This is a genomic window from Ammoniphilus oxalaticus (assembly GCF_003609605.1).
GTDB lineage: Bacteria > Bacillota > Bacilli > Aneurinibacillales > RAOX-1 > Ammoniphilus > Ammoniphilus oxalaticus.
The window spans coordinates 90,553-109,594 of the sequence record NZ_MCHY01000001.1; the positions used below are offsets into that span (position 1 = coordinate 90,553).

A 19,042-nucleotide genomic window follows, 5' to 3' on the forward strand; every position below is an offset into this window, starting at 1 on the left:
CTTTCAATTCCTGTTTAACCTGTTGTGCGTTCGTTTACAATGAGTCGCCAGATAGTAACAAACTTGGGAAAAATAACACTTAATAGTTTGTTTCGTTATCACCTATATCATTATCCCAATTGGAAGCAATTTGATTATAGAATATTGCAACAGAAGCAGAGATGTATGGAATCAACCACAGAAATCCAATTCCCAACGTAAACAAACATAGAATTCCCCAACCAACAAAACTTAGCCATAACAGGAAGTACTTCCACTTGTATCCGTTCATCATTTTCCTACTCTCCGTTATTGCCTCGGTCACTTTATAATCAGGATGATCCCGTAATATAAAGAATGTTTGAGAGTAAGCTAATCCTTTTATAATTCCAGGAACAATCAATAATAATGACCATAAAAACAAATAAATAACTTGTAAAATAGATGCCCCAATCATTTTAAATGAAGTTTTTCCATCTTTATATATTGAAAACACATCAGAAATTCGTGGATCCTTTTTCCGTATCAATGATAAAAAGAACCAAGATACACCTATGTCAAAAGGAATTAGCGCAATGGAAATTATTATACTTACAACATCTACTCCTATTGATCTTTCCTCTTGATCCAACCATTCAATAACCCCGCCACTCATAAAGACCTCAATAATAGTGGGAATTACAAAGTTTAATAAAAATAAAATAAAAGTAAGTAAAACGACTAATCCCCAATTTCCCTTCAATGATGATTTAGATTCGCTTTTAATTTCTGAGATTCTTAAATTCAATATTCTTTTTCTCCTTCTTCTCAAAATTCATCTTAATCTCTTTCCCTTGGAGTGGAGCTAGTATAGATGTATGGACACTGTTTAGTTAAATCTCTATCAATTAAAGCTCATCAATACCAATCATCCTAATTAAGTAAAGGGCATTAGTAGTTTTAGACACTCCAGGGGATAATTTATAATCAAATATGATTTGATTATCTACATATCTTTCTGAAAAGTGAAAATTGTCTACATCTATCTCTTTATCCATCTCAATCTCACTCAATTCAAGATCGTGTGTTGATACAAGTCCCACGGCGCCCATTTTGCTTAATTTTTTTATGACCGCGGTTGCTCCAATATGCCTGTCTTTAGAATTTGTTCCTCTAAAAATTTCATCTAATAAAAAAAGGATGGAGTTTCCCTTGTTAGCTTCTTGGATAATGTCTTTTATTCTTAGTAGTTCAGCATAAAAGGAAGAAATCTTTTTTTCCAAATTATCATTCACTCTCATGGATGTATAAATGTCCATTATGGAGCACTTAAAATCACTTGCGCAAACAGGCGCCCCTGCATATGCCAAAACCAAATTTAAGCCAACAGTCCTTAATAACGTACTTTTTCCAGACATATTTGATCCTGTGATCAATAAAACATGGCCACTTCTCTTTATTGATAGGTTATTACAGACACGATCACTTGAAAATAAAAGTGGATGTCCCATATTTTTTGCGGTGAGATTTTGTTTGGATATCGTCAACTCCGGGGTGTCCCAATTAGGATGATCGTATCGTATTGTCGATAAGCTCGATAATTCCTCTAACCTGCCAATAACAGTAAGCCAATTACGTACGCTAGACCCCGACTTTTTCTTCCACTTTTCAAGCGCAATCATGCAGTGGTAATCTAATAAGAAAGTTACATTGAATAAAAAGTAGATCAATGGACTATATTTGAAACTCATCATATCAACAATAAAAGATAATTCTTTAATTTGCCTGGAGGCATAATTACCATTCGAGTCAATTAGACCTGATTTAAGCTCAGATAGATACTTGGATTTGAATTTTTCACATTCAATTTTACTTAGTAGTCTTTGGTAATTAAGGATCGTATCATGATGCAGGTTTATCATCTTATGAGTATTCCTATACAATCTTAACCCCATAACAAATAAACTGAATTGAGTAAGTAACAGTATCCCTGTTATATAAAGAAAGCCTATGCCAATTAGAAAGGGCAAAATGAGCGATAGCACTGTAGCTAACGAAATGGCTCGGATACTCCATACCAACCAGGTATTTCTGAATATGTGGTTTTCATTTTCTGCCCATTTACATAACGGCTCAGGGTTGTTCATTTCATTTTTACTTGAACTACCTTCCGCAAAAAAGTGTTGTTTCCAATCGAGCTTATCAGCAAGTTCATTAATTGCATCTTGTCTTTCCCTAATTCTTGAAATACTTTTCTCTGGGTGAGTCAAGGAACTTACCAAGAGTTTTCTTCCTAAAAATGTAAAGGTGTTATTAATCCACTGAAATACTGAAGCTTGTCCAAATATATCTAAATCAACGCTATACGGATGGTTTGGATCCCTATACTCCTCTCCGGTATCCGTGAATCCAACCCATTTTCCATTAATTCTGTCAATTGCTTGCCGATTGATATTTAAAAGGGAAAGAGCCAATTTCCTCCGTCGTTTTTCTTTTTCATGTCGAATAATAAAAAGGACAAATGCAACAAAAGAGAGAGCTAAGGACAAACCTCCAAAAATACGATATTCAAAGTAAAGAAATAGCGCGCCAAAAACAATCCCTAAAAATGCAATCAACCGCGAATTGCTTAAGTTTTTACATTTCCGATCGGCCTGAGTATATTGTATAAAATATCTCCTTTCACGTATTTGATACTCATGTTCCGCATTATACATGTTCAAAAGGATAGCCCCTCCACTCAAGGAATTGTTGTGGTAAACCACGATTAAACCAGTATGAATAAGCCATTCAAGTGTCCTTGGTTATCAAATCATTACGTTTTATTTAGAAAACATCTTATTATATTGATCAATAGACGCAGTCAAATGGATATTATATCCATAATAGGTGGAAGTCAATGTGATTTCCAATGCTACTTAATTATGACTATTTAAAGAAGGGGTGAATTATAATTAAATCAGTATATACTCGACATATAATATGACTTATATGCGCACGAAAATGCATCTAACTGCATTTTCTCATATGCGAATACGCATATTTTCATTTTTAAAAAATAAAACAAGCACTTATAAGAAGCGCTTGTTTAGTTACTTATCGTCTTTAATTTGAACAGCATGTTGTTCGATCCATTCAGCGATTTGATGAATATCTTTTTCCTTCGTCGCGATCTCTATTGCTAGGTCAAACAGTTCGCCCTCGTGCATATCTAGCTCATACCCATTAAAGTTTAAAAACATCTCAGCACAACCTATTGACGTTCGTTTATGAGCATCGTTAAAACAATGCAAGGTTGCAATGGATTCCATGTAGATGGCTGCCTTTAAAAATAGACCAGGGAATGCTTCTCCCTTTAATCCGAATGGGCCGTAAAACGGCTTTTCTGCTATGTAATCAAGCATACCAGGATCTTTTATTCCCGGTATGCCTCCGTACGTTTCGAGCATGATGTCATGTATGAGGCGAATATCGTTGGCTGTTAATCCAACGATCAATTCTTAGAAAGTCTCCTTAGATCCTCGTTATATCGATTTGTAAATTTATTCATACGATCGCGGAGGAATTCTTCACGTTCTTTTTGAGATGAATTTTGAGATTTTTTAATATCCTTGTTATCTACAGCCATTTCAGTATCCTCCCAATCTTCTTCTCTTTTCATTTTATCACATCCTCTCACCTGATAGTCTGTCCAGTTTAAATAGATTTTCTACCAAGTTATGAGGAATCATAGTTGATTATGTGTATCTAATATTACATGTATTAACGCTTTTTGTCATGTAAATTCGATTACATCAACGTAAACGGATACGTAGATGTTTACGTTGATGTAAGATGTGTCTCAATAGATACTATTTATTCAGATATGATTCAGGAACGTTTTGGATTAAAATATCGTCTTTATAGAGACTTGCTCTTTGAATGGGGATCTACACGGTAAAACGGAGGGACAAGAGGAATTGTTGTTGTTGATTAACCACCGTCAACGATGGTCTGTTTTTATCGTTAGTTTTTTTAATGTAGTGATTTTTTCAGGGTGCAGTAAAGAAAATAATGTGTTGTTTCTGTCTGGTGAAGGAGAAGATTGGAAGATTGAGTCTTACTCTTTATAAATAACCCCTACAACAATAAAGACGGGAGGTGGGGAAATTATAAAAAAATATGAATCAAGATATGATCTCCAATTTATTGGTATAGAAGCCTTTGCTGAAATCGAAGGAGTTGATCGGCATAAGTATTTTTCTGATATTAAGGAAATGGGTCCGGTGAACAAGGTTCAGGCCGATATAGGTAGATCTAACTTGGGGGTTTATCCCAATAAAAATGGAGATCCGATAACATTTGATGATATTCGTCAAATTTATATGATGATATATTGGGTAAAGGTCGGGAATGAAGAGGTGTTTGAAGAGAAAATTGAATTAATTCCCGAATCTATTTAATATTTTGGATCTTTAAAATTTGCATAGCCCGCATCTAGAGTGACATGGCGTAATTTTGTGAAGTCGGAATTTAATAGGGGGTAGGCATTTGATTATATTGTATTATTTGAAGAAGATATTAAATTCGTTTGGAGATGTCTTTTATAATTTCTTTAGAGAGGGAATATGGATTGCAGGTTTCTTTTATTTGTTGAATAAAACATTTGAATCTGAAAAATTAAAGAAAATATCAAAAGGAGTTATTATAGTTGTTTTAACTATCTTATTTCTCCGTTCAGTGTTTTATTTATCCTTTTAGAACAACCTTTCCTTATGCTCTTTAGGTGAGTGCTTAATAAAACTTGAAAAATCGACTAGCGAGACAAAGTTGTCATTTTGTGTACAGGTTATTTATAAAAAGCTAAAATAAAACAATCTGTAAAAAACACAAACATTCCATCTACGCACACGTAAACATCTACGTGTGCGTAGATGGAATGTTTCAATAGTGCGTCTTATTGGTGTATTTATAACAAAAAGATAAAACGAGAAATGTACTTTCTCATCCTTCTTTATGTGATTGCTTCTTTATTCTAGCAAATGTATTCCCTACGCCTCTATGATGCTACTACTCATTCTCCTCGGATAACGATCTAGCACGATCATCCAAGTAACGATATAAAGTAGACTTACTAATTCCAGTCGCTTCTTTGATGTCATATAGCGTATATTTTTTACTGTCATACATTTGAAAAGCGCGCTGTAAATTGTCATCCGTTTTTCGTGGACGACCAATCGATTTACCCTGCTGTTTTGCCGCTTGCAGCGTAAAGGTTGAAGAATGGCTTAGGAATTTAGACTGTAATTCCATAAAAAAAGCATCATGGAAGGGGAATAGTATGTCTACTTTAAAACAAGAGTGGTTTGGGAATGCGCGCTCCGATATTTTGGCAGGTATTGTTGCGGGATTGGCGCTCATTCCTGAATCATTAGCTTTTGCATTTATTATGGGTGTTGATCCGCGTGTTGCGATCTATGCTTCGTTTACCATTTCGGTTGTTACTTCATTTGTAGGCGGTCGACCTGGTTTGATTTCAGCAGCGACCGGGGCGATGGCTTTAGTTCTTGTCAGCCTAATGGCGAATCATGGACTACAATATGTACTCGCGGCTACCATTTTAACAGGACTTACTCAATTTATACTCGGAGGATTGGGTGTGGCCAATTTAATGCGCTTTGTACCCAATTCCGTCATGCTTGGCTTTGTAAATGCGCTCGGGATTATGATTTTCATGACGCAACTGCCTTATATATGGGGAGCAAGTAGCATGACCTATCTCTTTGCGATTGTGACATTAATTTTAGTGTACGTGATCCCGCGGTTTTTCACTGCAATTCCCGCGCCGCTGATTACGATTGTTCTCATGACAAGTATCGCGCTGATCAGTGGCGTCGGGTTACAAACGGTCGGCGATATCGGGACGATGCCAAATACGTTACCGACTTTCTTTTTGCCAGATATTCCACTTAACTTGGAAACGTTAAAAATTATTTTACCTTATTCTTTAGCTTTATCGATTGTTGGTTTGTTGGAATCGTTACTGACATCCCAAGTGTTGGACGATATGACTGATTCATCGAGTAATAAAAATAGGGAAGCGCGCGGACAAGGGATCGCCAATTTCATTAATGGTTTTTTCGGGGGGATGGCAGGTTGCGCCTTGATTGGTCAATCGATCGTCAATGTTAAATCGGGTGGACGCGGCCGCTTATCGACATTGACCGCAGGTGTATTTTTGATGTTTTTAATTATCCTGTTAGGCGATGTTGTTATCAAAATTCCGATGCCCGTGCTTGCCGGCGTGATGATTATGATCAGTTTCACAACATTTAATTGGGGTTCGTTTCAATTTTTGAAACAAGCGCCTAAATCGGAATCTTTGATTATGCTGATTACCGTTGCAATTATCTTATATACAAAAAATTTAGCAATTGGTGTTGTTTTTGGTATTGTATTGAGCTCGTTATCCTTTGTTGCAAAGATTTCTCGTATCAACGTTATACAGAAACGGAATAGATACGAGATAAAGGGTCCCTTGTTTTTTGCATCAACGACTAAATTTATTCAGTCATTCGACAACGTTTCAGAAAGTGAAATCGTGATTAATTTTGAAAACAGTCAGGTGTGGGATGAATCTGCAATTGGTGCAATATCTAAAGTAAAACAGAACCTTGAACAAAAAGGCGTGAAGGTACAAATTCAAGGGTTAAATTCCTCAAGTGAACAATTAACATAGGGGGGAATATTATATGAAAATTGCTGTAGCAATTGACGGATCAGAAAATGCTTTACGTGCAGCAAAACACGCGATTCTATTGGATAATAGTGACGGTCTTCTTTTAGTGTACGATGAGGAGAATGAAGCTTCCCCGAAATTTTTAAAAAAGGAAGCGGAATCGAAAAAAGAGAATGCAAATTATCAAATCATAACTGTTAACTTTAATGACCTTCAGGATATTATCGAAGAAGAAAACGCAAGAAATTATTTATGAATTAAGTACAGGTAAATGAATTAAAGATTAAAAGGAGTGGGCTATAAGTCTCACTCCGACATGATAAATTTATTATATAACGTATACTCCTTCAATTTGTAAAGCGTTAGGTCCTCTTATTTTCTATCAAAGATATTTGATCAACGTCAAACGATACTTGCTAACCCCAGTATAAATATAACGATCAAACCAATAATGATTGCTAGAACGAGATTAATAATTCCAAAAACAAGATATTCTTTGCCCTTTGGAGATTGACGAAGTTTCACAAAACTTAATTGAATAATTGATGGAACGAGAAAAGCAATCCAAGAATATTCAAATCCAACTTCCCATTTGAAACTTGAGTATACTAAAATAGACGATATAATAAACCCTACACTATTCATCCATTCCCTCTCCGATTCTTTTTCTTTAATATTGATCTATATGTATACAAACTCAATAATATTTTCAATATGTTTATGGCAGTATAAAAATGTACAGTATGGCAGCTAATTTATGCGCTGTTAAAATACCGCAATAAAAGAAAAGCCACTTGCCAACACCCTAAAAAATACATACACTCCTTTTGGGCATTACGTTCATGGGAGGGTATATAGGAGATGTTAACAATGGCTGAAATTAATTATATCAGAGAAGAAACGAATAAAAAAGGACGTTCTTATTCATCAGTAGCCAAGCAGATGAACCGAGATCGACGAACCATTAAGAAATATTCAGAGATGGAAGATTTCAATCCAGAGGAACAGCCTGTTCAGATCAGAACGGCGCGTGTGATGGATCCAGTGAAGCCGATCATTGATCAGTGGTTACTAGAAGACATGGGGAAAAAGAAGAAGTTTAGAAGAACAGCAAAACGAATCTATGATCTGCTTGTCACAGAGTGTGTTTTGCAAGATAAAAGCGAAGAAGAATGCAAAGATAAATACATAAGCTTGCCAGCCTTCAATTTAGTTCGTAACGCCAGAACAGTGCCATTCAGGCGCTTATATAGATGTGCTTAAAAACCGTAAGAACGTGTATGAACAAGCAAAGATGAACCGTCCAGAACGCTGGTCAAGAACAACAAGGAATTGGGATCCGCATGATACAGTGGCTTTAAATCCAGTCAAAGATGAAATAAATCGATCTGTCAGGGATTAAGCGTAAATCAATTTACCCTTGTCATGCAAGAACAGAAAAATCTGTTCTTGCATGACAAGGCCACCAAGCGACAGCGCGGTAGTTCCTTGCAAATCATAAACACTAAACTAAGTTATATGCGACAACTATGTTGACAAACACCGAGACTAAGGGGAAAAATATGAATAATACTGAGCTCTAATAGCTTGTCTTTTGAGCCGCAAGAATGGATTGAATTTCGGGATTAGACTATCGGAAATTAGTTGTTTATAAAAAATCACCTTTTAATTAAGGTGATATCTGCTCGTCTTTCTGTAACATACCGATGTTTTTCGGGTGACATTTTCCTAACCTTTCTATTATAAAGGCGATTCAAGCTAAGAAGTAATTTAGCTATTTGTTGCGAAGCCGTTGTCATTTTGTTACCTTGCCGATCCAAAGTATATCCTGTTTGTTCGTAAAAGGGTAAGTGCCTTAACATTCGTGTTAAAGAACGAAGGGGCGGAAAATAAGGGACCTTTAAGGCGGTATGGAGGTCGAGTAACATTTCCTGAACTTTTGGATCCTCGTTAGCAGCCTGTAAAAATGTATAGAAGTCCTCGGATGAATTCAGCGAGTATAGAACCATTGCGTTTCGAACTCGTTCATGTCGTTTCGCATGTTCGATTAACTCGTCCATGGATGGAATCTGTCCATAAAAAAGATGTTTGACTAATTCAGTTGTTGATTGGGTGTATTGTTGATAATCCATGTTACCACCTCCGATTATTGATTATTATAACCGATATAGATTCTTTTAGACTATGATTTCCTTCGATAATAATCTTCAATTATATCATTAATATCAATAAATCGAATGGGGTGTCCTACGGTATACCCCACAATTTCATTGTAAAAATCCCGTAGCATATCTAAATCATCGATCTCACTTAATATATCTGAATCCTACACATCCGTAGCATCACGCATATCTCCGCGTATTAATTTTGAAATAACTAAATCGATTGGATGGGCTACAAATACCTTTAAATTTTTAAATCCACTCAATTCATAGGCGCGATTCATATAATCTTCTGGTACTCCGACAATACCCTGCATCTGATTATTAATGTCATATTCATTGAAGATTTTGATGACATCATTATTCATTACTTTGTTTAGGAAAAGGACATCAATATCCGATGTAGCACGGAATCTTTGGCTGAAAAATAAGAATGCTGTTCCGCCAAAAATACAAAAATGAACTTTTTCTTTAAGATTCTTTTCATCTAAATCAAAGTCAAGTTCTAATAAAGTATTTATTACCTGCTGCTGATTTTCAAACATATCATTACTTCTTCCTCGTGCAGATACCACCCAGATCAATAAAATTAAACGGCCTTACCTGAGAAGATAAACTGGATTTTTTGTTATTTTTCCAAATAGCGATATATCGTTGTTCGAGACACATTCCATTTTTCAGCAACATCTTTAATCGGCGTACCATTTTCAATCAGTGCTTTCATCATTTTAATATCTTTCGGTCCAAATTTATTCGGACGTCCACTTGATGGCGGTACCCCTATTAAAGCAGGGGTAGCACCGACTAGAATTTTACTAATTGAAACTAGACCTTAAATAATCTGTCCAATTTACTGTTGATAGTCCAGAATCATACAGAAATACCTCCTAAATAATAAAGGTACGCTGAAAAGCGCACTCAATAATTATACAGAAGAAATCGTGGTAAACTGCTTGTCACTTACTGATACAATCTTTGTTACTAGCTGGTAAATAGGATGGCACTGGTGGTACATTTTTTAGTGGCGGTATTCCAATACAGTCTAGGATTTTACGACAATTAACCACCAAAAAAACCTTCTGTATAATATCGTAATGCTTAATCGCATGCTTTGTTTATTATACAAGAGGTTATTTTATTTAGCGCACTGGCTCTTAACTCCGCAGAAGGTCGCTCACTCTTCCTCACTGACTGGCTTTAAACTCCGCCTATGTGGCTCAATTTATATGCAATAATCAGGCATCCTGAGGTCGTATTTCGCGCAAAGTCTGAATGATCATGTCAATGGATAGATTAGTAGCGGAAACAAGCTAACTAATTTGTAATGAAAAATAATTGAATCAAGAAATATCCGGGTTAGGTAAATTTTAGGGAACTAATTCTATTCTTTTAACGTCTAATTTTATAGAAAACTGAAAAGGAGTTGTTAGTTAGGTGAGTTTGTTTAAAAAAATAGCGCTATTATTATTAGCTGTTATGATGGTTACTACAGGTGTGATCGTTCAGGACGGTAGCGCCGCTAAAGAGATAGAACTTCCCGCAGCGCCAACAGAAGGGGCGCCTTCAAAAGATCTTTCTAATGGTCAAGCGAATAAGTTCTATGATAACACTATACAAGCTACTGAATATTTAATGCGAAGCCAAAGTTCGATTGCTAAAGCATCATCAAGTCAAGTAACTGTTAGTGGAAGTACAAGAGCATATTCTTCTGTAAATACTATTGGCATTGACTTATATCTACAAAGATGGGACGAATCTAAGGGAAAATGGATAGAAATAGGTTACATTGGGGAATTTAAAAATATTAATTCTTCCATAGTCACGGCAGAGAAAAAAACAAATATCGTAAGCGGTTATTACTATCGGACTCGCGCTTATCATTGGATAAATAAGGGCGGATTAATTGAAAGTGATAATACTTATTCAACTTACATACTTGTAAACTAAAAACGAGGAATGCCAGTACGACTGGTATTCCTCGATTTTTTCATTGACATAGTAATTTGAACAATTTCAGATTATATGGATAAGTGATTAAACACAAATTAAGTGTTTTTAATTTCACGTTTACTCGATCATTGGGCTTTTCTAATATTTAATGGTTTTCCATTCTTTGACTTAAGCCATTCAGCTTGAAATCTTAATTAGTGACATATGAATGTAGTCGGTTGTATTAATCGAGGGAATCTTATCTTGATGTTTTTTGATAAGCTGAAATGTCGATGTCTCTTAACTGGTTATATTTTAGAATGCTATGGTTTTTTTAGCGAGGAATCCAAAGGATTATCTGAGCGATCAATACCCTGTTTCCGAATCTATTATGGAAACAGGGTAATTTTTTGAGCGCCTTATTAAATGGGGAATAGTGGTAATAGAAGGATCATACTTCCCTAAAAGAACTTCTTGAAATCAACATATTGTGTTTATATATTCCTTATAAAGTGTACATAGACGGTTGGACAAGCCGTCAAACAATAGCTAGGAGGAGAAACATGAGAAACATGAATCAGAAAAACAAGAAGACAGAGAAACGATGGATCCCAGTTGCGATGTCAACGAGTTTACTAGCTTCCGCTTTTTTCAGCGCTGGAGCGCCTGTATTAGCTGATGAACTTGAACAGGGGGATGTTACGCACACTGAAAAGGAGTCAGAAGCTAAGAATCATGGAAAGGTAGTTTCAAAACTAGCGAAATCATTAAATACTCCACCCGGAAAAGGTTCTATTGTTAGTGAAGTAGCAAAAAATAAAGAAGAAAGGCTAGAAGATCCGACTGATGGTGCCGATATGGATCCTGATCTAGAAGATCCGACTGCTGATGCCGATGAGGACGTTGATCTAGAAGATCCGACTGCTGATGCCGATGCAGACCTTGATTTAGAAGATCCGACTGCTGATGCCGATGAGGACGTTGATTTAGAAGATCCGACTGCTGATGCCGATGCGGACCTTGATTTAGAAGATCCGACTGCTGATGTCGATGCGGACCATGATTTAGAAGAACTAAATGCTGATGCCGATGTGGACCTTGATCTAGAAGATCCGACTGCTGACGCCGATGCGGATACTCATAGCTGGATAGATGAATACTATAAGCAAGTGATTCAGGATCAAAAGAATTTAAATAATTTTTTTGAAGACTACATTCAGCAACAGAGGGTAAATGGAGAGGAATCTACAGACATTGCTGTTGACGGCCCGAATGAGATTGTTGAATCGAAAGATGAAATTGCGTCGGAAGAAGTAGCGGAGCCTGCGGATATTGATGAAATGACTGAAAAACTAGAGGAAAGTAAAGGTAATGAGGATCGTTCACGATCAGTCTACGATAGGCTTACTGGCTATTATCAACATGTGATAACAACGTGTCAGAGTTTCGTTTCCATTTTTAAGTAAAATATTAATATGAATCCCCTTCTCCTCGATTAAAAAGAACTTGCCAAAAACGGCAGGTTCTTCTTTTTATAAAGAAATTTTTCTGTATGAGCCGTTAGAGCCTATTGTATACAGTCTAATTAATTTAAATAAACGGGTGTTGCTGTTGAAGAAGTGATACCTCCTCCCAAAATAAAGCTTGCCCCATTACTACTAATCTTTCCCCTCAGATAACGATCTAGCGTGATCATCTAAATAACGATATAAAGTAGATTTACTAATTCCAGTCGCTATTTTTATGTCATACAGCGTGTAATTTTTACTGTCATACATTTCAAAGGCGCGCTGTAAATTGTAATCTGTTTTTCGTGGACGACGAATCGGTTGACCTTGATATTTCGCAGCTTGCAGCGAAATGTGGAAGAATGGCTTAGAAATTTAGACTGTAAATCTGCAAAAAAAGCAGCGTTTTCAAGGAGTAAAGTTTTTTGGATCGTTTGATTGGTTAATTGTTCATCGACAAAGTGGATGATGATTTGATCTCGCTGAGCTAATCGTAAAATAGCTATAAGTTCCTGCAGAGAGTCGGCCAACACGAAAATAATTTGGATAAACAGTTCGTCATTCATTTTGAAAACAGTCAGCTGTGGGATGAATCGGAAGTCGGCGCCATACTTAAAGTCAAACAAAACCTTGAGAAAAAAGGAGTGAAGGTACAGATTCAAGGGTTAAATTCTTCAAGTGAACGATTGTACAAACAATTAGCTTCAGGGAGGAAGCTATTGTGAGGGTTGCTGTAGCAGTTGATGGATCAGAAAATGCTCTGCGCGCGGCACAACACGCGATTACGATCGTGAAATGCTTACCAGAAGCGCAGTTAGAAGTAATCTATGTATCCGATTATAATAAGGCGAAAGAGGAGCGACTGTTATCGCAAAGTCCAGAGAGCCTAGTCTTAAAGCGAGAGCAAAAAATGCTTCCGATTATAGAACTCGCAAAAGAGGCTGGAGTGGTGGCAAAGGTTAACATGTTAAAAGGGAGTCCGAGCGATGAAATCATAGAGTATGTGAAGTTACGTCAATAAAAAAGTGGATTTAGCAAGATAATAGCTCGAATGCCACGGGTTAGATATGACGAACCTGTGGCATTCGTATTTTTTATCCTTTTATAAAGGGGGCGATTCTAGTTAGCAAAATGAATGCATGGTACTTTTCCTATTCTGCCTTTTCACAAAGAATGTGTTTGTCTCTGGAGAAATCATGCAACAGTAATTTTTACAAGGCTATATCTTTATTATCTTGTTTGTTTCGGGTTCCAAAAAAGACTTTTAATAAAGGTGGTGTAACTAGTGTCGTTAAAATAATAACAATAATCGTAGAAGTGTAATACTGAGCAGCTAGTAATCCACCCTCTAATCCCATTGCAGCTAATATTAAGGCAACTTCTCCCCTTGAAATCATCCCAGAACCGATTCCCATTGAAGATCTTGTATTAAACCCTGATATCTTAGCGCCAAGACCACAGCCAATAAACTTTGACAATACGGCGATTACCGAGAAAATAACAAGAAATCCTACTTGGTTTCCGATCCCATCAAATGAAACAGGCAATCCTATACTGACAAAGAAGAAAGGAACAAAGATCCCATTTGCAATCGGTTCCACTCTATACTCAATTTCCTCTTTAAATTTGGTTTGAGAAATGGCAATTCCTGCAAAGAACGTTCCAATAATCCCAGCAACACCAAGCAATTCTCCAAAATATGCAAAGCCGAACGCGATAATTAATCCTGCGCTTAGAGTAACTTCAGTTACTTTAAACTGTGAGAATAATTGAATAAATCTGGGAACCAACCATTTAGAAGCTAAAATAACAACCGCAAAGAATAAGACTTGTTGTCCAAGGAGCAACCCAATATTCGTATCCGATCCTGTAAAGACACCCATTGCAACTGCAATTAGAATGACAACAATAATATCATCTAATACTGCAGCTCCTAGTAATGCGGATCCTTCCTTGGTATTCAACCAGCCAAGCTCTCTTAATGTTTGAACAGAAATACTAACGGAAGTAGCAGATAATAGTAAACCCATAAAAATCGATTCTGACGTTGAAAAATCATAAAATTGTGTTCCAGCGTAACCCAAGACAAGGGGAATAACGATACCGCCAACCGCAACGAGTAAGGCTGCTTTCTTATTTCGATTTAAGTCCTTCAAGTCTGTTTCTAACCCCGCTAAAAACATCAATAGTAAAACACCAATTTGACTAAAAACATCGATGATTTCAGTATCCTTTACCCACCCAAGTAATGCAGGACCTAAAATAATCCCAACGATAATTTTACCTAACACCGACGGTTGCCCTAATCGAACACTTAATTGACCAGCTAATTTTGTAGCAAGTAAAACAATGACGATTTGTAGAATAAACATATATTACCTCCGATAATAAGATTTTTAGACATTTCAACAGAAAACGAAGGAACTTATTGTTCTTCTCAAAGCATACAAAGGTCTATTCATGTAAAATGCAAAAGACTTACTACAGAATGTATCCCGTTATTCATCATCCTTTCTGGGTCAGTCCCCAATAAAAACACAAAGAGGAGCCTTGTCTAGCTGGCTCCTCTAAAAAAGCGCAAAAAGGAGCCTGTAACACAAGGCTCCTGCGAAAAAGCGCAGAAAGGGGCCTTGTGTGACAGGCTCCTCCAAAATTTAAATAAAAATATATTCAAATTGTTAATATATTATGTAACAAAAATTAAGAAAATGTCAAGGTTTTTTATATTTTAAAAAAGAACCCAAGACGGCCCCGCGCTTTTATAAGTGGGGATTTTTTGAATTATCGTGTAAAGGTTTTGTAAATTACCATTTCTATATAGATATAACAATATGGTTATATTATAATATCGTTGTTATTGATGCAGTAATTAATAATGAATCAAGGGGGGAGATAAAGATGGATATAATCCAAATCACAGATGGCTTAAAAGCTCTTGGGGATCCAACGAGGCTTCAAATGGTTGCCTTAATGAAACATCGAGAATGTTGTGTTTGTGAATTCACTGCCATCTTTCACATTTCACAACCCGCTATTTCTAGGCACATCGGACGCTTAAAAAATGAAGGATTAGTGAACGAAGAACGGAGGGGACAGTGGGTGTTCTATTCATTGAATCGGAACAAGTTTGAAAAGCTTGGATTTTCTCTAGCCCATCTTCCTGACCTTTCAGAGAAGTTTAAGGAGCTAGAGGAGAAAGGTCTCCTTGTGAATTGTGACGCCTAAATAGGTAAGGAGAGAGAACTATGATAGCAGTTATGATTTTTGCCATTACATTAATGTTTGTTATCTGGCAACCGAAAGGACTTTCGATTGGATGGTCAGCCTCAGTAGGCGCGCTGCTCGCCCTGTCCTTTGGAGTGGTTACGTTCCAAGATGTATGGACAGTGACAGGGATTGTCTGGAACGCCACATTAGCATTTGTAGCCATTATCCTGATTTCCTTAATTCTAGATGAAGTTGGTTTCTTCGAATGGGCTGCCTTACATATGGCTCGTCTGGCTAAGGGTAATGGAAAGTTAATGTTCGTCTATGTCATTTTTCTAGGAGCAGCGGTAGCCGCATTTTTTGCCAATGATGGCGCCGCCTTGATCTTAACCCCGATCGTGCTGGCGATGGTCCGCGCCTTGAAGTTGGATGAAAAAATGATCATTGCTTATGTCATCGCGAGTGGATTTATTGCAGATACGACTTCCCTTCCACTTATTGTGAGCAATCTAGTGAATATCGTATCCGCGGACTTTTTTGGCATTGGTTTTCTTGAATACGCGAGTCGTATGATCATCCCTAATTTTTTTGCCTTGTTTGCCAGCTTAGGGGTACTGTACCTCTATTTCCGAAAAAGTATTCCAGAATCTTATGATTTAACGCAGCTTAAGAATCCGCAAGAAGCCATTCTAGATCGTACATTATTTCGCTTATCCTGGGTCATTTTAGCTGTCCTGTTATTTGGCTATCTGTTGAGTGAAACCTTTGCCATACCCGTATCGTTTATAGCCGGTATTGCGGCTATATTCTTTATCATTCTAGCCAAAGGGAGTGAAAAAGTAGATACCTGGAAGCTGATTAAAGAAGCCCCTTGGGCAATCGTAGTTTTCTCCATTGGTATGTATGTGGTCGTATACGGGCTCCGAAACGCAGGCCTGACCGACCTATTAGGACAGGCGATTCAATGGACAGCGGACCATGGTCTGTTCTCCGCAACAATGGGAATGGGCCTTATCGCCGCGATCCTTTCTTCGATTATGAACAACTTGCCAACGGTAATGATTGATGCCCTGGCAATCGAAGGTACAGCAACCGAAGGAATCATTCGGGAAGCCCTTATTTATGCGAATGTGATCGGTTCTGACTTAGGTCCTAAAATTACGCCGATTGGTTCTTTAGCGACTCTTCTTTGGCTTCATGTCCTCTCCCGAAGAGAGATTACGATTACTTGGGGCCAGTATTTCCGAACAGGAATTGTCCTGACAATCCCGACTTTGTTTATTACTCTATTGGGATTATATATATGGCTAATTCTTATTCACTAAAACGATTAGGGGAGAGAGTTTATGGATACTCAAGCGAAAAGCACAAGTAAAAAGAGGATCACGATACGGTCATTGTTAGAAATATGGCTGATTTCAACCAAGCTTGGATTGATGTCTTTTGGAGGACCTGTCGCGCATTTAGGATATTTTCATGAGGAATATATTAGAAGAAGGAAGTGGATGGATGAACAGAGCTATGCTGATTTAGTGGCCTTGTGTCAATTCCTTCCTGGGCCAGCAAGTAGTCAAGTGGGGATAGGTATTGGGGTCATACGCGCTGGTATTTTAGGCGGGATTGTCTCATTTCTTGGATTTACAATCCCTTCCGTTATAGCCCTTATCGTTTTTGCTATCATTCTTCAAGGGGATGAGATCAGTTCCGCGGGATGGATCCATGGATTGAAAATTGTTGCGGTAAGCGTTGTTGCTTATGCTATTCTAGGCATGTCTCAGAAACTAACGCCCGATTTAAAACGAAAAGCAATTGCTTTGCTAGCGTTGATCGTAACGCTATTATGGCAAACCGCTTATGCGCAAGTAGGAATCATTTTATTATCTGCATGTATTGGTTATCTCATTTATAGGCAGGAAGATGAAATGGATGGCGCTAAGATTCACATTCCTTTTTCACGCAAGGTTGCAATCACTTGTTTGACACTGTTTTTTGGACTACTTATTATTCTGCCTATTCTACGAGAAGTTACTTCATTGAGTTGGGTTGCTATGTTCGATAGTTTTTATCGATCAGGTTCCCTTGTTTTTGGTGGAGGACACGTTGTTTTACCTTTACTTGAACGTGAATTTGTATCAACAGGTTGGCTAAGTCATGAGGAATTCCTTGCTGGATATGGCGTAGCGCAAGCAGTCCCCGGACCATTGTTTACATTTGCAGCTTATGTAGGCGCAATTATGAATGGTTGGTTAGGGGGAATAGTAGCAACGATTGCTATTTTCTTACCAGCATTCCTTTTAGTTTTAGGTACGCTACCTTTTTGGGATCGTCTTCGTAGCAACCTAAAAATGAAAGGCGCTTTGATGGGAGTCAACGCAGCGGTTGTTGGGATATTAATTTCAGCATTTTATCAGCCGATCTGGACTAGCTCTATTTTAAAACCCATTGATTTTGCCTTTGCTGCAATTTTGTTTAGTATGTTAGTTTATTGGAAGCTACCACCTTGGCTTATTGTAGTAACAGGCATAATTGGCGGGACACTAATTTCATTATTTTAATAATCATAAATAAAGGTTAGGTGGTATGATTAATAGAAACGAGGGCTGTTTTTGGGAGGGGCTTGCTTGTCCCGCGTGGTTCTGGTTTGTTGCTAGAAAAATAAAGGAGTGAAGCTGGATTTGGATACAAAAAATATTAGTAAAAACGAGGGGAAAAAAGAGGCATGGGAATGGGGTAAGGCCATTGGAATAGCCGTTATCATAGCATTTTTCACTCGAACCCTTCTGTTTTCTCCATATTTAGTTGAAGGATCCTCTATGGAATCAACTTTAAAAAATCACGATAAGGTGCTGGTAAACAAAGCAATCTATCTTGTAAGTAAACCGAAACACGGTGATGTTATAGTTTTACATGCTACACAAGAAAATGATTATATTAAACGTGTGATAGGAGTCCCTGGGGATAAAATTGAAGTGCGCGATGATACCCTGTATATAAACGACAGAACCGTTGAAGAGAAATATCTCTCTGAAAATAAAAATAATGCGGCAGTAAAACCCTTAACTGAAGATATTAGACCGTTAGTTGTGCCAGAAGGGAAAGTTTATGTCCTTGGAGATAATCGTCAAAACAGTCTAGATAGTTCCGAACTTGGTCCTTTTGATATTGATAAGGTTGTAGGTCGCGCTGAATTTGTTTTATGGCCATTTAAAGATATTCGATTGATTAAGTAAGTCACTCATTTCACCTTGACAGGATCGTTATAGATTTTTTGTTATAGAAACTCAGACTTTCATCTATTCAATCGACATACAAATATAAGGGAGACTTCGAGTTAATGCATAATGGATTTAAACTTACCTTAACAGGCGCAATTGTTTTTCTTGGGTTTTCCATTTTGGTAGGCTCATGTCAAATCTCCAGCGCGATAAATTCAACAAAAGATATCGACTATCAAAGTGAATTTAATATGTTCAATTACAATTTAGAGAGGCTTGTAGAATTACTTGAGCAAAATCAATAACGGCGATCCTTATCCCGCTTTGTTTAGCAGTCCCCTTGGG

The 19,042-nt window shown here is 37.2% G+C and carries 23 protein-coding genes and 1 pseudogene; 12 read left to right on the top strand and 12 right to left on the bottom strand.

Annotated features, from left to right (window positions below; genetic code table 11):
* Positions 1-79 precede the first annotated feature (79 nt).
* From BEP19_RS00465 to BEP19_RS17435, 4 genes are all read right to left on the bottom strand, one after another.
* Positions 80-766 carry a DUF975 family protein gene (locus BEP19_RS00465; RefSeq protein ID WP_245983170.1) on the bottom strand — a complete coding sequence of 229 codons (687 nt, stop codon included), beginning with the start codon at positions 764-766 and terminating at the stop codon, positions 80-82.
* 100 nt (positions 767-866) lie between these two features.
* Complete coding sequence (locus BEP19_RS00470; RefSeq protein ID WP_245983195.1) at positions 867-2,675, bottom strand: MutS family DNA mismatch repair protein; 1,809 nt, start codon at positions 2,673-2,675, stop codon at positions 867-869.
* A 375-nt stretch (positions 2,676-3,050) separates the two neighbouring features.
* Entirely contained in the window at positions 3,051-3,455 is a 405-nt protein-coding gene (locus BEP19_RS00475) for a type II toxin-antitoxin system death-on-curing family toxin (RefSeq protein ID WP_120187902.1), read from the bottom strand.
* Positions 3,452-3,619 carry a hypothetical protein gene (locus tag BEP19_RS17435; RefSeq protein WP_170145197.1) on the bottom strand — a complete coding sequence of 56 codons (168 nt, stop codon included), beginning with the start codon at positions 3,617-3,619 and terminating at the stop codon, positions 3,452-3,454. The genes BEP19_RS00475 and BEP19_RS17435 overlap by 4 nt, the downstream gene beginning before the upstream one ends.
* Before the next feature lie 256 nt (positions 3,620-3,875).
* On the opposite strand from BEP19_RS17435, the gene BEP19_RS00480 reads away from it, so the two are divergent.
* Positions 3,876-4,070, top strand: coding sequence for a hypothetical protein (locus BEP19_RS00480; RefSeq protein ID WP_120187903.1), 195 nt, complete (start codon positions 3,876-3,878; stop codon positions 4,068-4,070).
* 153 nt (positions 4,071-4,223) lie between these two features.
* Positions 4,224-4,400 (top strand): hypothetical protein, encoded by a 177-nt coding sequence (locus BEP19_RS17440; protein ID WP_170145198.1) that lies wholly within the window; start codon positions 4,224-4,226, stop codon positions 4,398-4,400.
* Positions 4,401-5,007: 607 nt separating this feature from the next.
* Here BEP19_RS17440 and BEP19_RS00495 read toward each other — a convergent pair.
* Positions 5,008-5,250, bottom strand: coding sequence for a helix-turn-helix domain-containing protein (locus tag BEP19_RS00495; protein WP_245983172.1), 243 nt, complete (start codon positions 5,248-5,250; stop codon positions 5,008-5,010).
* A 28-nt stretch (positions 5,251-5,278) separates the two neighbouring features.
* Between BEP19_RS00495 and BEP19_RS00500 the strand changes: the two genes are divergently transcribed.
* Positions 5,279-6,676 (top strand): SulP family inorganic anion transporter, encoded by a 1,398-nt coding sequence (locus BEP19_RS00500; protein ID WP_120187906.1) that lies wholly within the window; start codon positions 5,279-5,281, stop codon positions 6,674-6,676.
* Positions 6,677-6,689: 13 nt separating this feature from the next.
* Positions 6,690-6,932: an SLOG family protein gene (locus BEP19_RS00505; protein ID WP_120187907.1), complete on the top strand. Its 243-nt coding sequence runs from the start codon at positions 6,690-6,692 to the stop codon at positions 6,930-6,932.
* Positions 6,933-7,078: 146 nt separating this feature from the next.
* Here BEP19_RS00505 and BEP19_RS00510 read toward each other — a convergent pair whose 3' ends face one another.
* Positions 7,079-7,321 (bottom strand): hypothetical protein, encoded by a 243-nt coding sequence (locus BEP19_RS00510; RefSeq protein WP_120187908.1) that lies wholly within the window; start codon positions 7,319-7,321, stop codon positions 7,079-7,081.
* Positions 7,322-7,546: 225 nt separating this feature from the next.
* On the opposite strand from BEP19_RS00510, the gene BEP19_RS00515 reads away from it, so the two are divergent.
* Positions 7,547-7,939 (top strand): hypothetical protein, encoded by a 393-nt coding sequence (locus tag BEP19_RS00515; protein WP_425452692.1) that lies wholly within the window; start codon positions 7,547-7,549, stop codon positions 7,937-7,939.
* Between the two features lie 395 nt (positions 7,940-8,334).
* On the opposite strand, the gene BEP19_RS00520 is transcribed toward BEP19_RS00515, so the two are convergent.
* From BEP19_RS00520 to BEP19_RS00530, 3 genes and pseudogenes are all read right to left on the bottom strand, one after another.
* A complete protein-coding gene (locus tag BEP19_RS00520; protein WP_120187909.1) occupies positions 8,335-8,808 on the bottom strand; it encodes a hypothetical protein in 474 nt (157 codons plus the stop codon).
* A 194-nt stretch (positions 8,809-9,002) separates the two neighbouring features.
* Positions 9,003-9,383, bottom strand: a complete 381-nt coding sequence (locus tag BEP19_RS00525; RefSeq protein WP_120187910.1) for a DUF6036 family nucleotidyltransferase — start codon at positions 9,381-9,383, stop codon at positions 9,003-9,005.
* A gap of 83 nt (positions 9,384-9,466) precedes the next feature.
* Positions 9,467-9,601: pseudogene (locus tag BEP19_RS00530) on the bottom strand (helix-turn-helix domain-containing protein); the annotation flags it as partial.
* A 671-nt stretch (positions 9,602-10,272) separates the two neighbouring features.
* On the opposite strand from BEP19_RS00530, the gene BEP19_RS00535 reads away from it, so the two are divergent.
* Positions 10,273-10,785, top strand: a complete 513-nt coding sequence (locus BEP19_RS00535) for a DUF6147 family protein (RefSeq protein ID WP_120187911.1) — start codon at positions 10,273-10,275, stop codon at positions 10,783-10,785.
* A 545-nt stretch (positions 10,786-11,330) separates the two neighbouring features.
* Complete coding sequence (locus BEP19_RS00540) at positions 11,331-12,233, top strand: hypothetical protein (protein WP_120187912.1); 903 nt, start codon at positions 11,331-11,333, stop codon at positions 12,231-12,233.
* 192 nt (positions 12,234-12,425) lie between these two features.
* Here BEP19_RS00540 and BEP19_RS17875 read toward each other — a convergent pair whose 3' ends face one another.
* Together BEP19_RS17875 and BEP19_RS17880 are read right to left on the bottom strand one after the other, a co-directional pair.
* Positions 12,426-12,545 carry a helix-turn-helix domain-containing protein gene (locus tag BEP19_RS17875; protein WP_245983185.1) on the bottom strand — a complete coding sequence of 40 codons (120 nt, stop codon included), beginning with the start codon at positions 12,543-12,545 and terminating at the stop codon, positions 12,426-12,428.
* A complete protein-coding gene (locus BEP19_RS17880; protein ID WP_245983201.1) occupies positions 12,509-12,841 on the bottom strand; it encodes a hypothetical protein in 333 nt (110 codons plus the stop codon). The genes BEP19_RS17875 and BEP19_RS17880 overlap by 37 nt, the downstream gene beginning before the upstream one ends.
* 155 nt (positions 12,842-12,996) lie before the next feature.
* Here BEP19_RS17880 and BEP19_RS00555 point away from each other — a divergent pair, with 155 nt between their 5' ends.
* The gene (locus tag BEP19_RS00555; RefSeq protein ID WP_120187915.1) at positions 12,997-13,296 is read left to right on the top strand and encodes a universal stress protein; all 300 of its coding nucleotides are present in this window, start codon (positions 12,997-12,999) and stop codon (positions 13,294-13,296) included.
* A 190-nt stretch (positions 13,297-13,486) separates the two neighbouring features.
* Here BEP19_RS00555 and BEP19_RS00560 read toward each other — a convergent pair whose 3' ends face one another.
* A complete protein-coding gene (locus BEP19_RS00560) occupies positions 13,487-14,647 on the bottom strand; it encodes a cation:proton antiporter (protein ID WP_120187916.1) in 1,161 nt (386 codons plus the stop codon).
* A 526-nt stretch (positions 14,648-15,173) separates the two neighbouring features.
* On the opposite strand from BEP19_RS00560, the gene BEP19_RS00565 reads away from it, so the two are divergent.
* From BEP19_RS00565 to lepB, 4 genes are all read left to right on the top strand, one after another.
* Positions 15,174-15,500: an ArsR/SmtB family transcription factor gene (locus BEP19_RS00565; RefSeq protein WP_120187917.1), complete on the top strand. Its 327-nt coding sequence runs from the start codon at positions 15,174-15,176 to the stop codon at positions 15,498-15,500.
* Positions 15,501-15,520: 20 nt separating this feature from the next.
* A complete protein-coding gene (locus tag BEP19_RS00570) occupies positions 15,521-16,807 on the top strand; it encodes an arsenic transporter (protein WP_120187918.1) in 1,287 nt (428 codons plus the stop codon).
* Positions 16,808-16,828: 21 nt separating this feature from the next.
* Positions 16,829-18,037: a chromate transporter gene (locus BEP19_RS00575; protein WP_120187919.1), complete on the top strand. Its 1,209-nt coding sequence runs from the start codon at positions 16,829-16,831 to the stop codon at positions 18,035-18,037.
* A gap of 120 nt (positions 18,038-18,157) precedes the next feature.
* Positions 18,158-18,712: a signal peptidase I gene (lepB, locus tag BEP19_RS00580; RefSeq protein ID WP_120187920.1), complete on the top strand. Its 555-nt coding sequence runs from the start codon at positions 18,158-18,160 to the stop codon at positions 18,710-18,712.
* The last annotated feature ends 330 nt before the right edge of the window (positions 18,713-19,042 follow it).

Coding starts and splice junctions, on each gene's coding strand:
- BEP19_RS00495 (WP_245983172.1), bottom strand. CDS start 5,250: ATGGAATTACAGTCTAAATTCCTAAGCCATTCTTCAACCTTTACGCTG.
- BEP19_RS00540 (WP_120187912.1), top strand. CDS start 11,331: ATGAGAAACATGAATCAGAAAAACAAGAAGACAGAGAAACGATGGATC.
- BEP19_RS17435 (WP_170145197.1), bottom strand. CDS start 3,619: ATGAAAAGAGAAGAAGATTGGGAGGATACTGAAATGGCTGTAGATAAC.
- BEP19_RS00500 (WP_120187906.1), top strand. CDS start 5,279: ATGTCTACTTTAAAACAAGAGTGGTTTGGGAATGCGCGCTCCGATATT.
- BEP19_RS00565 (WP_120187917.1), top strand. CDS start 15,174: ATGGATATAATCCAAATCACAGATGGCTTAAAAGCTCTTGGGGATCCA.
- BEP19_RS00570 (WP_120187918.1), top strand. CDS start 15,521: ATGATAGCAGTTATGATTTTTGCCATTACATTAATGTTTGTTATCTGG.
- BEP19_RS00515 (WP_425452692.1), top strand. CDS start 7,547: ATGGCTGAAATTAATTATATCAGAGAAGAAACGAATAAAAAAGGACGT.
- BEP19_RS00505 (WP_120187907.1), top strand. CDS start 6,690: ATGAAAATTGCTGTAGCAATTGACGGATCAGAAAATGCTTTACGTGCA.
- BEP19_RS00510 (WP_120187908.1), bottom strand. CDS start 7,321: ATGAATAGTGTAGGGTTTATTATATCGTCTATTTTAGTATACTCAAGT.
- BEP19_RS00470 (WP_245983195.1), bottom strand. CDS start 2,675: ATGTATAATGCGGAACATGAGTATCAAATACGTGAAAGGAGATATTTT.
- BEP19_RS17875 (WP_245983185.1), bottom strand. CDS start 12,545: ATGTATGACAGTAAAAATTACACGCTGTATGACATAAAAATAGCGACT.
- BEP19_RS00575 (WP_120187919.1), top strand. CDS start 16,829: ATGGATACTCAAGCGAAAAGCACAAGTAAAAAGAGGATCACGATACGG.
- BEP19_RS00525 (WP_120187910.1), bottom strand. CDS start 9,383: ATGTTTGAAAATCAGCAGCAGGTAATAAATACTTTATTAGAACTTGAC.
- BEP19_RS00560 (WP_120187916.1), bottom strand. CDS start 14,647: ATGTTTATTCTACAAATCGTCATTGTTTTACTTGCTACAAAATTAGCT.
- BEP19_RS17880 (WP_245983201.1), bottom strand. CDS start 12,841: ATGAATGACGAACTGTTTATCCAAATTATTTTCGTGTTGGCCGACTCT.
- BEP19_RS00520 (WP_120187909.1), bottom strand. CDS start 8,808: ATGGATTATCAACAATACACCCAATCAACAACTGAATTAGTCAAACAT.